Annotated in this window: 14 protein-coding genes and 1 tRNA gene; 11 read left to right on the top strand and 4 right to left on the bottom strand. The window is 60.4% G+C overall.

Features of this window, described 5'->3' with window-relative positions; all coding sequences use genetic code 11:
* Positions 1-2 precede the first annotated feature (2 nt).
* Positions 3-1,436 carry a M48 family metalloprotease gene (locus tag JWU58_RS20800; protein ID WP_123442919.1) on the bottom strand — a complete coding sequence of 478 codons (1,434 nt, stop codon included), beginning with the start codon at positions 1,434-1,436 and terminating at the stop codon, positions 3-5.
* A gap of 98 nt (positions 1,437-1,534) precedes the next feature.
* Here JWU58_RS20800 and JWU58_RS20795 point away from each other — a divergent pair, with 98 nt between their 5' ends.
* Both JWU58_RS20795 and JWU58_RS20790 read left to right on the top strand, forming a co-directional pair.
* Complete coding sequence (locus tag JWU58_RS20795) at positions 1,535-1,774, top strand: sulfurtransferase TusA family protein (RefSeq protein ID WP_206420902.1); 240 nt, start codon at positions 1,535-1,537, stop codon at positions 1,772-1,774.
* A 31-nt stretch (positions 1,775-1,805) separates the two neighbouring features.
* Positions 1,806-2,876 (top strand): AI-2E family transporter, encoded by a 1,071-nt coding sequence (locus JWU58_RS20790; RefSeq protein ID WP_016771268.1) that lies wholly within the window; start codon positions 1,806-1,808, stop codon positions 2,874-2,876.
* Positions 2,877-2,996: 120 nt separating this feature from the next.
* On the opposite strand, the gene JWU58_RS20785 is transcribed toward JWU58_RS20790, so the two are convergent.
* The gene (locus JWU58_RS20785) at positions 2,997-3,470 is read right to left on the bottom strand and encodes a peroxiredoxin (RefSeq protein WP_041478861.1); all 474 of its coding nucleotides are present in this window, start codon (positions 3,468-3,470) and stop codon (positions 2,997-2,999) included.
* Positions 3,471-3,480: 10 nt separating this feature from the next.
* Positions 3,481-4,041, bottom strand: coding sequence for a glycine cleavage system transcriptional repressor (locus JWU58_RS20780; RefSeq protein WP_071174673.1), 561 nt, complete (start codon positions 4,039-4,041; stop codon positions 3,481-3,483).
* A 328-nt stretch (positions 4,042-4,369) separates the two neighbouring features.
* Between JWU58_RS20780 and dapA the strand changes: the two genes are divergently transcribed.
* The 8 genes from dapA (at position 4,370) to JWU58_RS20740 (ending at position 11,251) form a co-directional block, all read left to right on the top strand.
* On the top strand, positions 4,370-5,248 hold the full coding sequence (dapA, locus tag JWU58_RS20775) for a 4-hydroxy-tetrahydrodipicolinate synthase (RefSeq protein ID WP_016771265.1): 879 nt from the start codon (positions 4,370-4,372) through the stop codon (positions 5,246-5,248).
* Positions 5,249-5,265: 17 nt separating this feature from the next.
* A complete protein-coding gene (bamC, locus tag JWU58_RS20770; protein WP_016771264.1) occupies positions 5,266-6,381 on the top strand; it encodes an outer membrane protein assembly factor BamC in 1,116 nt (371 codons plus the stop codon).
* Between the two features lie 6 nt (positions 6,382-6,387).
* On the top strand, positions 6,388-7,149 hold the full coding sequence (locus JWU58_RS20765) for an MBL fold metallo-hydrolase (protein ID WP_024012002.1): 762 nt from the start codon (positions 6,388-6,390) through the stop codon (positions 7,147-7,149).
* Positions 7,150-7,177: 28 nt separating this feature from the next.
* Positions 7,178-7,891, top strand: a complete 714-nt coding sequence (purC, locus tag JWU58_RS20760; RefSeq protein ID WP_016771262.1) for a phosphoribosylaminoimidazolesuccinocarboxamide synthase — start codon at positions 7,178-7,180, stop codon at positions 7,889-7,891.
* 84 nt (positions 7,892-7,975) lie between these two features.
* Positions 7,976-8,065 (top strand) — tRNA-Ser (locus tag JWU58_RS20755).
* A 120-nt stretch (positions 8,066-8,185) separates the two neighbouring features.
* The gene (chrA, locus tag JWU58_RS20750) at positions 8,186-9,541 is read left to right on the top strand and encodes a chromate efflux transporter (RefSeq protein ID WP_110644991.1); all 1,356 of its coding nucleotides are present in this window, start codon (positions 8,186-8,188) and stop codon (positions 9,539-9,541) included.
* Between the two features lie 238 nt (positions 9,542-9,779).
* Positions 9,780-10,664 (top strand): manganese catalase family protein, encoded by an 885-nt coding sequence (locus JWU58_RS20745; RefSeq protein ID WP_073472943.1) that lies wholly within the window; start codon positions 9,780-9,782, stop codon positions 10,662-10,664.
* A gap of 77 nt (positions 10,665-10,741) precedes the next feature.
* Positions 10,742-11,251 (top strand): ferritin-like domain-containing protein, encoded by a 510-nt coding sequence (locus tag JWU58_RS20740; RefSeq protein WP_024012005.1) that lies wholly within the window; start codon positions 10,742-10,744, stop codon positions 11,249-11,251.
* Positions 11,252-11,299: 48 nt separating this feature from the next.
* Here JWU58_RS20740 and JWU58_RS20735 read toward each other — a convergent pair whose 3' ends face one another.
* A complete protein-coding gene (locus JWU58_RS20735; RefSeq protein ID WP_206420901.1) occupies positions 11,300-12,289 on the bottom strand; it encodes a ribonuclease Z in 990 nt (329 codons plus the stop codon).
* Positions 12,290-12,485: 196 nt separating this feature from the next.
* Between JWU58_RS20735 and JWU58_RS20730 the strand changes: the two genes are divergently transcribed.
* Entirely contained in the window at positions 12,486-14,063 is a 1,578-nt protein-coding gene (locus JWU58_RS20730) for a histidine kinase famiy protein (RefSeq protein ID WP_241196136.1), read from the top strand.
* Positions 14,064-14,142: the final 79 nt, after the last annotated feature.

Here is a 14,142-nt window from a genome sequence, read left to right as displayed (position 1 = left end):
ACTCAGCCCATCATGTCCTTGACCATGCGCTCCTGCTCCATCAGCTCGCGCTGGCGGGCATCGATGCGCGAGGACAGCGGGAAGTTGTTGCCGGCCTTGCGCTTGGCGAAGTCCAGCTGCTGAATGGCCTGGCGGTAATCGCCGACCAGTGCAAAATACTCGGCGCGCGCCTGATGCAGGCCGATGATGTTGCCCGACAAGCCGCGGGTTTCAGCAACCTGATACCAAACGTCCGGATCATCCGGGCGTGACTTGAGCAGGCTGTCGAGTGCCTTCTCGGCATCGGCAGCGCGATTCTGTTTCAACAGCAGATCGACGCGCACCTGATTCAGCGGGTAGTTGCCCGGGAACTGCGTAAGCATGCGGTCGACCCGTGACTGCGCATCGGGCAGGCGATTGTTGGTGATGTCCAGATCGACCTGCGCGAGGTTGTAGATGATCTCGTTCGGCGACTTGGCCAACAATTGCTTGAGATTTTCGCGGGCTTCGTTCAACTGGCCACCCTTGATTTGCGCGATGGCGAGGCCGTATCGCGCGACATCATTTTTCGGGTTCTCATCGAGCAGGGCGCGGAAACGCTTGGCGCCCAGCCCCGGGGTTTCCTCGTAGATCAACTGCACCCGCGCGCGGATCAACTGGTAGCGCATGCTGTCTTCGATGCCGCCCGGTTTCGCCTGCTCGGCGCGGTTGCGGGTGTCGGCGATACGCGATTCGGTAACCGGGTGAGTCAGGAGGAATTCCGGCGGCTTGGCGTCAAAACGGTACTGGCGCATCAGGCGCTCGAACATGGTCGGCATCGAGCGCGGGTCGTAACCGGCCTTTTCCAGGTTGAGGATGCCGATGCGGTCCGCTTCCTGTTCGTTCTGCCGCGAGAAGCGCCGTTGTTCCTGCAACGCCGCAGCCTGGCTGCCGGCGATGGTGGCGATGCCGGCATCACCGCCGCCTGCCGCCGCGATGACGATACCCGCCAGCAACGCGGCCATCATTGGCACCTGCATTCTCTGTGAGGCTTCGACGCCGCGAGCGAAGTGGCGTTGCGACAAGTGCGCCAGTTCGTGAGCGAGCACCGAGGCGTATTCACCTTCGGTCTGGGCGTTGAGGAACAGGCCGCCGTTGACCCCGACCACGCCGCCCGGCGCTGCGAAGGCGTTGAGTTGCGGGCTGTTGATCAGGATGAATTCCAGGCGTCGGTCGGAGACCTGGCTGGTCTCCACCAGCTTGTACACGCTGGATTCGACGTAATCCTTGAGCTGCGGATCGTTGAGCTGGGAAACCTGACTGCGCAGCATGGCCAGCCAGGCGCGGCCGAGCTGGTATTCCTGTTGCGGCGAGACAATGGCAGAGCTGGCGTCGCCGAGTGACGGCAGATCGTCGGCAAAGCCCGGTGAGGCGAGCAGGCAAGCGAGCGTCAGCAGGGTAGGGCGCAGAAAAGTCATGCACAAAGCCTTGGAGGACAAAGACCTTACTGTAGCCGGACACCGAAGCCGCGACCAGATATTCTAGGCAGCTCGACAACCCGAACCGGAGTGACGCAATGACTGACGCTGTAGCCCATGACGTGGAACTGGACGCCAGTGGCCTGAACTGTCCGTTGCCGTTGCTCAAGGCAAAAATGGAACTCAACAAACTGCAAAGTGGCGCTGTGCTCAAGGTGATCGCTACCGATGCCGGCTCGCAACGCGACTTCCGTACCTTTGCCAAACTCGCCGGTCATGCGCTGTTGCGCGAAGAAGACGAGGCTGGCGTCTACCGTTACTGGTTGAAAAAAACCTGAAGCGCTGCGCCTAAAATCGAAGGGATTATTGATGTTCAAAGTGTTACGCGACTGGATTCAGCGCTACTTCTCCGATGAAGAAGCCGTGGTGCTGGCAGTGCTGCTGTTTCTCGCCTTCACCGCCGTGCTCACCCTCGGCGGCATGCTTGCGCCGGTTTTGGCCGGGATGGTGCTGGCGTATCTGATGCAGGGCCTGGTGGTGACGCTCGAGCGGCTGCGTGTGCCCGGCGGGGTGGCGGTGGGGCTGGTGTTTGCGCTGTTCATGGGCGCGCTGATGCTGTTTATTGTCGTGGTGCTGCCGCTGCTTTGGCATCAGTTGATCACGCTGTTCAACGAGTTGCCGGGCATGCTCGCCAAGTGGCAATCGCTGCTGCTTCTATTGCCCGAGCGCTATCCGCATCTGGTGTCTGACGAGCAAGTCCTGCAAGCGATCGAAGCGGCGCGGGGCGAGATTGGCAAGTTCGGTCAGTGGGCACTGACTTTCTCGTTGTCGAGTTTGCCGCTGCTGGTGAACATCATGATCTACCTGGTTCTGGTGCCGATTCTGGTGTTCTTCTTCCTCAAGGATCGGGCGATGATCGGCGAGTGGGTGCGTGGCTATCTGCCTCGCGAACGCGCGCTGATCACCCGCGTCGCCCAGGAAATGAACCGGCAGATCGCCAATTACATACGTGGCAAAGGCATCGAGATCGTGATTTGCGGCGGCGTGACCTACATCGCCTTCATCGCGCTGGGCCTCAACTACGCGGCGCTGCTGGCGTTGCTGGTCGGCTTGTCGGTGGTGGTGCCGTATGTCGGTGCGGTGGTGGTGACCGTACCGGTGCTGCTGATTGCGCTGTTCCAGTGGGGCTGGAGCGACCAGTTCATCTACCTGATGGCGGTCTACGGGATCATTCAGACGCTGGACGGCAACGTGCTGGTGCCGTTGCTGTTTTCGGAAGCAGTGAATCTGCATCCGGTGGCAATCATCTGCGCGGTGCTGTTGTTTGGCGGGTTGTGGGGATTCTGGGGGGTGTTCTTTGCGATCCCGCTGGCGACGCTGTTCAAGGCTGTGCTGGATGCGTGGCCGCGCAAGGAGCCGGTGGTGGCGCCGTTGCTTTAGCGGTTGATCCGGATTTTACAGAGAGGCTATTCGCAAGCAGGCTCGCTCCCACGGTGATTAGATTTCAATTGTGGGAGCGAGCCTGCTCGCGAAGGCGTCTTTACAGACGCAGCAAAAACATCAGGCTTTATTCAGAGCCTCAGCCGCCGCCAGCACGGCATCAACATGCCCCGGCACTTTCACGCCACGCCATTCCTGACGCAGCACACCGTCCTTATCAATCAGGAAAGTACTGCGATCAACGCCCAGGTATTCCTTGCCATACAGTTTTTTCAGCTTGATCACGTCGAACAACTGGCAAACCGCTTCGTCCTTGTCACTGATCAGTTCGAAGGGGAATTCCTGTTTGCCTTTGAAGTTTTCGTGCGACTTCAAACTGTCGCGGGAAATGCCGAAGACTTCGGTGTTGGCAGCCTTGAATGCCGCATATTGATCGCGAAAGCCCTGGCCTTGAGTGGTGCAGCCCGGGGTGCTGTCCTTCGGGTAGAAGTAGATCACCACTTGCTTGCCCTTGAGTTCCGACAGGCTGACGGTCTGCCCACTGGTCGCAGGCGCGGTGAAATCCGCAACCGGTTGGTCGATGACAACGGCCATGAAAGCTTCCTTACATTGGGTTTTGTGGGCGCCAAGGCTCGATCAGGGCATCCAGGTTCATCGCATCGGCGAAATCGAGGAACTGATCGCGCAGCCAGCTGATCTGCGTGTTGGCCGGCAGGGTCACGGTGAACGTGGCGTTGAGCATGGTGCCGCCGGTCTGTGGCGCCTGATAGGTGTCGCAGGTGAGGTTTTCCAGCTCGACGTTGTGGTCCATGAAGAACTGGCACAGCTCATTGATGATGTCCGGGCGATACGCCGAGCTGACGTAAGCCACGTAAGGCAGCGCCTGTGGGCGATTTTCCAGAGCGGCGCTGCGCACCACGTTGACGGTGAAAGCGTGACGCTTGGCCAGCAATGGCAGGCTGCCTTCGAGGCGCGCGAGGGCGTCCCAGCTGCCGGAAATTTCCAGCACCAGGGCGCTGCACTCGCCGTGGCGGGTCAGGCGAGAGGTGACGACGGCGCAGCGGTTTTCATGGCTGGCGCGGCACAGGACGTTGGTCAGCTCCATGGGGTTGGCGCCGAGGGCACTGATGACAAGGAATTGTTCGCGAACTGTGGGGGTGGACATGCAGCATTCCTAAAGCGATGAGCGGTCGGTAGGTTGACGGGCGTTGATAGCCGGGTGTGCCTGTTCTGGCGGTCCGTATAAAGAGCTCCGGCCAGCGTTCGCGGCTCGCTCCACTGTGCAGGAGCGCGTCGATGCGACGCAGGAACGGGGCCTGGGAGGCCGAAAGGGGAGGCTGAAACCCGGCGTACAAGCTGATCTGTACCGATCAAAGTCTGAAGGGTAGCGAAAAGCGGCGCCAAGGGGAATGGCGGCGGCGCAGTACTTCGCTTGTGCAAGCATCTTGGCGCCAGTACCATTACCGCTCTCTTTTTCCGGCAGGAGCGGTTTCATGATTGCGGGCAGTATGGTGGCACTGGTCACTCCCATGGATGCACAAGGGCGTCTTGACTGGGACAGCCTCAGCAAACTCGTGGACTTCCACCTCAAGAACGGCACCCATGCCATCGTCGCCGTCGGTACTACCGGCGAGTCGGCCACCCTTGATGTAGAAGAGCACATCGCCGTCATCAAAGCCGTGGTCAAACAGGTTGCCGGGCGCATTCCGGTCATCGCCGGCACCGGCGCCAATTCGACCCGCGAAGCCGTCGAGCTGACCCGCAACGCCAAGGCCGCCGGCGCCGATGCCTGCCTGCTGGTGGTTCCTTATTACAACAAGCCGACCCAGGAAGGCCTGTACCAGCACTTCAAGCACATCGCTGAAGCGGTCGACATTCCGCAGATTCTCTACAACGTTCCCGGCCGCACCTCCTGCGACATGCAGGCCGAGACCGTGATTCGCCTGTCCACCGTGCCGAACATCATCGGCATCAAGGAAGCTACCGGCGACCTCAAGCGCGCCAAAGCGATCATCGATGGCGTGAGCAAGGATTTCATCGTGCTGTCCGGCGATGATCCGACCGCTGTCGAGCTGATCCTGCTGGGCGGCAAAGGCAATATCTCGGTCACCGCCAACGTCGCCCCGCGCGAAATGGCTGACCTGTGCGAGGCCGCGCTCAAGGGCGACGCCGATACCGCACGCGCGATCAACGAAAAACTGATGCCGCTGCACAAGGACCTGTTCATCGAAGCCAACCCGATTCCGGTGAAGTGGGCTTTGGTCGAAATGGGCCTGATGCACGAAGGCATCCGCCTGCCACTGACCTGGCTGAGCACCCCTTGTCATGAAACGCTGCGCTCGGCCCTGCGCCAGTGCAACGTCCTGGTTTAATTGAGGAAGTACAACGCATGAAGCGAATGGCCGGACTTTCCGCACTTGCCTTGATTATCTCCAGCACCAGTGGCTGCGGATGGGTCTGGGGGCCGGAAGGTTATTTCCGCGACCGTGGAAGCGATTACCTGCAAGCGCAACAGACTGCACCGATGCAATTGCCACCGGATGTGAGCACTGCCAAACGTCTCGATCCGCTGTTGCCGATCCCGCGCAACGTGGCCGATGACACCGCGACGGGCGAGTACGTTGTGCCGCGTCCTCAGCCGCTTTCGGCGGTTGCCGACGCAACTGATTACTCGCTGCAGAAGAGCGGTGATTCGCGTTGGGTCGTGGCTCAGCACCCGCCGGCCGAAGTCTGGCCAGTGGCGCTGCAGTTCTTCCAGGACAACGGTTTCCGTCTGGATGAACAGCGTCCGCAGACCGGTGAGTTCACCACCACCTGGCAGCACTCCGACGAGTTGTCCGCGTCGATGGCCAAGCGCCTGAGTGCGGCCGGTATCGCCAGCGACAGCGAAACCCGCGTGCGTGTGCGCATCGAGCCGGGTGTGCAGCGCAACACCAGTGAGATCTACGTGGTCAGCGCCGAGCGTCCTGCCGGCAGCACTGCCGACGTGGCTTTCACCAACCGTTCGGTCAACACTGGCCTGGACGCTGCGCTGGTCGACGACATGCTCGCGAGCATGAGCCGCACCTCCGAGAAGGGCGGTTCGGTGTCGATGCTGGCCTCGCGTGATTTCGATGCGCCGAGCCGTGTCAGCCTGAACGAAGACGGCAGCGGCAACCCGGTGTTGAACGTCGGTACCGATCTGGACCGCGCCTGGTCGAGCGTCGGCCGTGCGCTGGAACAGGGCGAATGGCGCGTTGAAGACATCAACCGCAGCCTGGGCCTGTACTACATCAACCTGGCCGAAAAAGCCGAGAAGAAAGACGACAAGCCTGGCTTCTTCAGCAGCCTGTTCGGCAGTGCGCCGAGCAAGGAAGAAGTCGAAGCCCGTGCCGAGCGCTATCAGGTTCGCCTGAGCAAGGTGGGCGAGAACATCCAGGTCACCGTCGAAAAGAACATCAACACCGTCGCGCCGGCCGATGTCGCGCGTAAAGTGTTGAGCGTGATTCAGGACAACCTGGGCTGATCCGATATGCGTTTTGCCGTTCTCGGCAGCGGTAGCCAAGGGAACGGCACGCTGATCGCCAGTGCTGATACGTACGTGCTGGTGGATTGTGGTTTTTCCCTGCGGGAAACCGAAAGACGTCTGTTGCGCCTGGGTGTGCACCCGGCGCAACTGAGCGCGATACTTGTGACCCACGAACATGCCGACCACGTGCATGGCGTGGGTTTGCTGTCTCGGCGCTACAATCTGCCGGTCTACCTCAGTCGCGGCACGTTGCGCGGGATGCGCAAACCGCTTGAACCGGCAGGCTTTCTGGCCGGCGGCGAGCAACTGCAGATCGGCGCACTGAACGTTGGGGTCATTGCCGTGGCCCATGACGCGCAGGAGCCGACCCAGTACGTTTTCAGCGATCAGGAACAGCGGCGCTTCGGCCTGTTGACCGACCTGGGATCGTTCTGCGAGCGGGTGCTGGATGGCTATCGGGACCTCGATGCATTGATGATCGAGTCGAACCATTGCCGCGACATGCTGGCCCGTGGTCACTACCCGTACTTTCTCAAGCAACGGGTGGGCGGCGAACGCGGACATCTGAACAACCATCAGGCGGCATTCCTGGTGGCCGAGTTGGGCTGGCAGGGTTTGCAACACCTGGTGCTGGCCCATCTGAGCAGCAAGAACAACCTGCCGCAGCTGGCCCGGCAATGTTTTGTCGACACCCTCGGGTGCGACCCGGACTGGCTGCAACTGGCCGATCAAGATTCAGGGCTCGACTGGCGCCACATCGCCTAGCCCACCTACTTAGCAAGCGGAGCCCATCATGGAAAAACGTGAAGAACTCTACCGCGGCAAAGCCAAATCGGTTTACAAGACCGACGACGCTGACCGCTTGATCCTGCTGTTTCGCAACGACACTTCGGCGTTCGACGGCAAGCGCATCGAACAGCTTGATCGCAAGGGTATGGTGAACAACAAGTTCAACGCCTTCATCATGCAGAAACTCGAAGCGGCCGGCGTGCCTACCCAGTTCGACAAACTGCTGGGCGACAATGAATGCCTGGTGAAGAAGCTCGACATGATCCCGGTGGAATGCGTCGTGCGTAACTATGCCGCCGGCAGCCTGGTCAAGCGTCTGGGCGTCGAGGAGGGCATGAAGCTCAACCCGTACACCTTCGAACTGTTCTTGAAGGACGACGCCAAGGGCGACCCGTTCATCAACGAATCCCACGTCGTGGCGTTCGGCTGGGGCACCGCCGAGCAACTGGCGCGCATGAAGGAACTGTCGCTCAAGGTCAACGAAGTCCTGAGCAAACTGTTCGACGACGCCGGCCTGCTGCTGGTCGATTTCAAGCTTGAATTCGGCGTGTTCAGCGACGGCTCCATCGTCCTCGGCGACGAGTTCAGCCCAGACGGCTGCCGTCTGTGGGACAAGGACACCAAGAAGAAGATGGACAAGGACCGCTTCCGCCAGGGCCTCGGTGACGTCATCGAAGCCTACGAAGAAGTCGCCGCTCGTCTGGGCGTACCGCTTTAATCGACGCAAGCATCTGATAGCACGGAAAAAATTTCGTTTGGGGGGTTCGCAACCAACGAAAGTGTTGTTATGATGCGCGCCGTTGGAGAGATGCCAGAGTGGCCGAATGGGACGGATTCGAAATCCGTTGTACCTTCACCGGTACCTAGGGTTCGAATCCCTATCTCTCCGCCATTATTGAACAAGACGAAGCCCCCGTAATCATTGCTGATTACGGGGGCTTTTTCGTTTCTGGCGTTTCGTTCGTTGCGCTTTTCGGGTACAACCTGCCGACTGCATAAAAGGAACAGCTCGATGAGTGAAGTTCAGCCGTTGGTGGGTGATGACGACGTTAGGCCGCAGGCCGTGAGTCTGCGCGAGGCGTTCTGGTTCTGGTTGAAGCTGGGCTTTATCAGTTTCGGCGGGCCGGCCGGGCAGATTTCGATCATGCACCAGGAGTTGGTCGAGCGGCGGCGCTGGATTTCCGAGCGGCGTTTTCTGCATGCCTTGAACTATTGCATGTTGCTGCCCGGGCCTGAGGCGCAGCAGTTGGCGACTTATATTGGCTGGCTGATGCATCGGAGCTGGGGCGGGATTGTGGCCGGGGCGTTGTTCGTGTTGCCGTCGCTGTTCATCCTGATTTTCCTGTCGTGGCTCTATATCGCCTTCGGTGAAGTGCCGGTGGTGGCGGGGCTGTTTTACGGGATCAAGCCTGCGGTGACGGCCATTGTCGTGCAAGCGGCGCATCGCATCGGTTCGCGGGCGCTGAAGAACAATTGGCTGTGGGCGATTGCGGCGGCGTCGTTTACCGCAATCTTTGCGTTCAATGTGCCGTTCCCGTTGATCGTGCTGGGTGCGGCGGTGATTGGCTATTTCGGCGGTCGACTGGCACCGGAGAAATTCAGGGCCGGCGGGCATAGCGCAGCGAAGAAGTCTTTCGGCGCGGCGTTGATCGACGACGACACGCCAACCCCGGCCCATGCCCGTTTCAGCTGGACGAAACTGGCCACGCTCGCCGTGATTGGCGCCGCGCTTTGGGCGTTGCCGATGGGGGTGTTGACCGCGCTATTCGGCTGGCAGGGCACACTGACGCAGATGAGCTGGTTCTTCACCAAGGCAGCGCTGCTCACCTTCGGTGGAGCTTACGCAGTGTTGCCCTACGTCTATCAAGGTGCGGTCGGTCACTACGGCTGGCTGACCCCGACGCAGATGATCGATGGCCTGGCGCTGGGCGAAACCACACCGGGGCCGCTGATCATGGTGGTGGCGTTTGTCGGTTTTGTCGGCGCTTATGTGACGCAGGTGTTCGGCGCCGATCAGGTGTTTCTCGCCGGAGCGGTCGCCGCCGCGCTGGTGACGTGGTTCACCTTTCTGCCTTCCTTCCTGTTCATCCTCGCCGGCGGCCCGCTGGTGGAGTCGACGCACGACGAACTCAAATTCACCGCCCCACTGACCGCGATCACCGCTGCGGTGGTTGGGGTGATTCTCAATCTGGCGTGTTTCTTCGGCTACCACGTGCTCTGGCCGCAAGGCTTCAGCGGCAGCCTGGATTGGCCATCGGCGTTGATTGCGCTTGCGGCGGCCATTGCCCTGTTTCGCTTCAAGCGCGGAGTGATTCAGGTGTTGCTGGGCTGTGCGTTGGTTGGGTTGGTGGTGCATTTGCTGCGTTAGTGATCGCGGCGCCGGAAATCGAATCGCGCGCTGGAGACTCGATTCCGGCAATAAGTTCCGGTCATTCCAGTGCGAATATCCTCAGCGGTACAGCCCCGTTTCGCTTGTTAGCGCGGTTCAAACCATTTGTCCTGTCGCCGCAAATTTTTTGAAATTTCCGCAACGACAATGCTTCACAAAAGGGTAGGCAAACTTTTACCCAGAACTTGCCACGCTTACCCGACTGAGGAGATTTGTCATGTTTCTACATAACAAGCGACTTCAATACACCGTTCGTGTCGCCGAGCCCAATCCGGGGCTGGCCAATCTGTTGCTCGAGCAGTTTGGCGGCGCACAAGGTGAACTGGCGGCGGCTTCGCGCTATTTCACTCAAGCCCTGGCCGAGGACGATCCGGGACGCAAAGACCTGCTGATGGATATCGCCACTGAAGAACTCAGCCACCTCGAAATCATTGGCTCGATCATCGTCATGCTCAACAAGGGCGCGAAAGGCCGGATGGCGGAAGGTGTCGAGCAGGAGGGCGAGCTGTATCGCTCGCTCAATGGCAACGGCAATGACTCGCACATCACCAGCCTGCTCTACGGTGCCGGTTCGCCCCTGACCAACTCTGCCGGTGTGCCCTGGACGGCGGCGTACGTCGATACCATCGGTGAGCCGACCGCCGACATGCGCTCCAATATTGCTGCTGAAGCACGGGCGAAGATTGTTTATGAGCGCTTGATGAACGTGACCGATGACCCCGGCGTGAAAGAGGCGCTGGGCTTTCTGATGACCCGTGAGATCGCCCACCAGTTGTCATTCGAAAAAGCCCTGCATTCGATTCAGCCAAACTTCCCGCAAGGCAAGCTGCCCGGCATGCCTGAGTTCACCAACGTCTACTTCAACATGTCGCAAGGCACCGAAAGCATGCGCGGCCCGTGGAATCAGGGCGACGATTGGGAGTTTGTCGAAAGCCCGACGCCGGCAGTCGACGGCGGCGATGGCCTGGCCACCGTGCAACTGGACAGCGCCGACGAAGCGCTGCTGGAAAACATGAAAATGCGCACCATGTCCGACCCCAACAGCGAGCCGGTCACCGGTGCGGATCTGGGCTCCGGCGCGCAGGCCAAGCCTGGTTTGTAAGGCACGTGGGGCGCGCCGGACATCAGCCGGCGCGCCCCGGTTGATCACTGTGAAATCATCCAGAAGAGGACTCGACAATGGCTACTCCACAGGAAAACCTGCTCGACTGGCTGCGTGATGCCCATGCCATGGAGCAACAGGCCGAGCAAATGCTCAAGGCACAATCCAAGCGTCTGGAACATTACCCGCAGCTCAAGGCGCGCATCGATCAGCACATCGAAGAAACCCTCGGCCAGCAGAAGCTCATCGACGAATGCCTGCAACGTCTGGGCGGTGAATCCTCGACGATGAAAGACCTGGGCGGCAAATTGATGGCGTTCGGTCAGGCTGTTGGCGGCTCCTTGATGAGCGATGAAGTGATCAAGGGCGCCATGGCCGGCTACGTTTTCGAAAACATGGAGGTCGCCAGCTATACCGTGCTGATCGCAGCGGCGAAAGCGGCGGGGGATACGCAGACGCAGAAGGCTTGCGAACAGATTCTGCCGCAGGAAGTGGCCATGGCTGAATGGCTGCTCAAGCATTTGCCGCAACTGACCGACGCGTTTCTGGAACGCTCGGCGGATCCGGACAAAGAAGCCAAGAAGTAACCCTTGCCACCGGCGTCCGCCTGCCAGACGGGCGGACGCGCTATCAAATTACGGTGCGACCTGCAGCGGCTTGCGCTCAATCTCCACCGGTTGCAAATGACCCAGCCGATCCAAGTGATAGCGTTGCAGATCCCGCGCCAGAATCAGGTGGCCGTCATACAGCGCCGCCGCTTCACTGCGCACATCTTCGATGGATGGACTCAGCGCCGGGTTGGCCTGATAGCGCGCGCTAAAGTGCGTCAGCACCAGATTGCGCACCCCGGCGGATTCGGCGAAACCGGCGACAGCGGCGGCACTACTGTGGCCGTAACTGGCACGAGCGCGGTCGATTGCTGCCTGCACGAATGTCGCTTCATGCACCAGCACATCCGCCGATTGCGCCACTTCTGCCAGCAGTGCCGGCCGGTCGTTGTCGCCGCAGACAATGATGCGCCGATCAGGTCGCGCGCTCAGCAGATAGTCGCGAGCGTGCAGCATCCGCCCGTCAACCTCCACGTCCTGACCATGGGCCAACTGACCCCAGAGCGGGCCGCGTTCGATGCCCTCGGCATCCAGGCGCCCCACGTCCAGACGCGGTTCCGGATCGGACTCGGTAAATACATAACCGTGACACGGCACGCGGTGGGAAAGCTCGACGGTCTGCACCTGAACGTTGAGGTTGCGCCATTCGGTAAGCGTTTCCACAGCGTGCAGGTTGATCTCGAAGGGCAGATGCGATTGCGTCACCTCAAGGCTCATTCTCAGCCACGGCTGCAGCGCCGCCGGCAGAATAATGTCCAGCGGCCGCGTGCGTCCGGACATGCCGGTGCTCGCCAGCAGACCCGGCAAGCCCAGGCAGTGATCGGCGTGCACATGAGTGATGAAAATCGCCCGCAATTCACTCAGTGACAGCGGCGTGCGCAGCACCTGATGCTGGGTGCCTTCACCGCAATCGATCAGGTACCAGCCCTTGCCGGCAGAGGCGATCAATGCTGTTGCGCTGACGTTGCGCTGGCGGGTCGGCACGCCGGCAGACGTGCCCAGAAACAACAAATCCACGGTGGTTCTCCCTGGCGGATCGGATTTCAGATATTGCGTGCAGTTCTCGGTGAGCTTTCGACAATCAGCGAGGCGATTCGGATCCATCGAAGTACCGGGACAATTCATCGGACACCCGCCGTTGCGGTGTCCGGCCTTGGCACTTCGCTCGCTGATGATGGTCACAGCGAAACGGAGTCACTTAGCGGAGGTCAACTTGCCCAGAAAATCCAGGCCGATCGTCGACCGCGCCGATGCGGCGACCCTTTCGCAAGAACGCAAAGATGTGTTTTTCGCGGCGGTGCAGGTCAGCCGCATGGCCATGATTGTCACCGATCCAGCGCAGCCCGACGATCCCATCATTTTTGCCAACAATGCGTTTCTTGAACTCAGCGGCTACGAGCTGGAAGAGGTGCTCGGGCGCAACTGCAGGTTTCTGCAAGGCGAGCAGACTGATCGTTCCGTCTTGCAACAGGTCAAGCAAGCGCTCAAACATCAACACGAAACCTGCGTGGAGGTACTCAACTATCGCAAGGATGGCTCGTCGTTCTGGAACGAGCTGTTTATCGCGCCACTATTCAACGAGCGCGGGCAACTGGTGTATTTCTTCGCCTCGCAAATGGACGTCAGCCGCCGCCGTGACGCCGAGGATGGTTTGCGTTACAGCGAGAACATGGAAGCGCTAGGCCAGTTGACCGGTGGCATCGCCCACGATTTCAACAATCTGTTGCAAGTGATGATTGGCTACATCGAGCTGATCCAGCACACCGCCAAGCGGCCGAGCATTGATCCGCAACGCATCGTGGTCGGCGCCGGTCACGCTCGCGCGGCGGCGGAAAAAGCACGTTTGCTGACTCAGCATCTGCTGGCGTTCTCGCGCCGGCAACGGCTTGAGGGGCGGGTGATCAATCTCAATGCCTTGCTTGAGCGCTCTGCGCTGCCGACGCATGAATCCGCCGACCTGGAACCGCGATTCGAACTGGCCGAGGACTTGTGGAACTGCCGGCTCGACCCGGCGCAGGCCGAGATGGCACTGAATCATCTGCTGTCCAATGCCCGTGATGCGCTGCAAGGGCAACCGCAGCCAGGGATTACCGTGCAGACGCGCAACGTCGTTGTCCCGGACGCGACCGATCCGCACCAGGGCGGACTGGCGACGGGGCGTTACGTCTGCATCGCGATCGCCGATAACGGCGTGGGCATTGCCGCCGATGATCTCGACAAGGTCATGGAACCGTTTTTCACCACCAAGGAGGAGGGCAACGGTGCCGGACTCGGTTTGTCGATGGTCTATGGCTTCGTCAAGCAATCCGGCGGTGTGGTCAAATTCGAATCGACGCCGGGGCTCGGCACCACGGTGCGCTTGTTCTTCCCGGCGGATGACAGTCAGCTATCGGCACCTGGCTCCGCTGAAACCGCAGAAAATCTCAAGGGCACGGAGCGCATCCTGATCGTCGAGGATCGCGCCGAAGTTGCTGAACTGGCGCGCTTCGTACTGTCCGAACAGGGTTACCGCACCACCATCGCTGCAGACGCGAGCGAGGCACTGGCGATGTTGCAGAGTAGCGACTTTGAGCTGGTCTTCACCGATCTGGTCATGCCCGGTGAGATGAACGGGCTGGCACTGGCGCGGGAAATCAGCCAGCGCTATCCGGCCATGCAGATCCTGCTGACGACCGGCTACTGCGCGGACGAGTCGACGCCCAATGAGCTGGCTGACAATGAGTTCGAATTGATCGCCAAGCCCTACGCGCCGGTGGATCTGCTGCGCAAGCTGCGCTCGATGCTCGGCTGAAAAAACGAACTGTCAGTGAACGTTCGGCGTCCATCCTTAAGACCACATTGAGCAACCAGTGAGGGGACGATCCCCGAGG

This window comes from Pseudomonas atacamensis (assembly GCF_017167965.1).
Classification (GTDB): domain Bacteria; phylum Pseudomonadota; class Gammaproteobacteria; order Pseudomonadales; family Pseudomonadaceae; genus Aquipseudomonas; species Aquipseudomonas atacamensis.
This window is presented reverse-complemented; position numbering and strand designations above follow the sequence as displayed.